The sequence below is a fragment of the Campylobacter sp. JH32 genome (genome assembly GCF_017846535.1).
Taxonomy (GTDB): domain Bacteria; phylum Campylobacterota; class Campylobacteria; order Campylobacterales; family Campylobacteraceae; genus Campylobacter_D; species Campylobacter_D coli.
The window spans coordinates 1-863 of sequence record NZ_JAEQBS010000035.1 but is presented as its reverse complement, the minus strand read 5'-3'; the positions used below and the strand labels follow the sequence as shown (position 1 = coordinate 863).

1 protein-coding gene and 1 pseudogene are annotated in these 863 nt (G+C 24.2%); both read right to left on the bottom strand.

Going from position 1 to position 863, the window contains the following annotated elements:
• Nucleotides 1–295: pseudogene (locus KAR67_RS09390) on the bottom strand (hypothetical protein); the annotation flags it as partial.
• 7 nt (nucleotides 296–302) lie between these two features.
• Nucleotides 303–863, bottom strand: a 561-nt coding sequence (locus KAR67_RS09385) for a hypothetical protein (RefSeq protein ID WP_225982080.1), incomplete at its 5' end; no start/stop codon positions are given.

The window sequence follows — 863 nt, the reverse complement described above, 5'->3', positions numbered from 1 at the left end:
CTTTAGGAGAAAAATAATAACTAGGTGTATCTTGTTTTATAGTATTATCTTGATCTAATTCTCCAAAGTAAAAAGGATTGTTAGGAAGTTCATTTGAGCCTGTAAGGAGAGTGGAGTTTAGGAAGATATAAGCTTGATAGTTTTGAAGTTCTTCAAAAGTAAAATCTGTCGTTGCTTCTAATTTATAAAGTTCATCATAAATACTTTGACAATCAATGATGCTTTTATTTTCACAAAACAAATAAATACTTTTTTTATCTTTATGAATAGAATATAAAAAGTCTTTACCTATCATAATTTTCCTAAATAATACCTATTTTAGCTTTTCCATTAAAATACAAAGCTTGTGATATTTTACAAACTCCACCTAAATATTGCTCATCCCAAATTTGATCTTTTATTTTATAACTTTTTGAATTATATCCATATATTTTTGTTATATTATTAATATTTTCAAGACATTTCATATCTTTATAAATCACAATAAAAATTCTAAATTCCCCAATGGCAATTTTATGAGCTAAATTTTCTTGATTATTAACAAAGGAGCAATCTTTTCTGTATCTATTAAAATCATTTTTATCAAGAATTAAAATATATTTTTCTTTTTCATGTGCCTTTAAAATAAAATCTATGATTTTTGTTTGACTAATGGTAGGAACTTTGTAGTTTGTATAATAATTATCTCCAAGCTCTTCTAAAATACCATTTGTTTCTTGCATTATGGTGGCTATTAATGAAAGAAAGTATTCAAAATGATTGATTTTTTCTGGAGAACTTCTAAAAAGTCCAAGAAGTCCATTTTTAAGAGCGAAATTTTTATTATTAATAGCATTATTTTTTAACACAAAAGTTTCTGTATA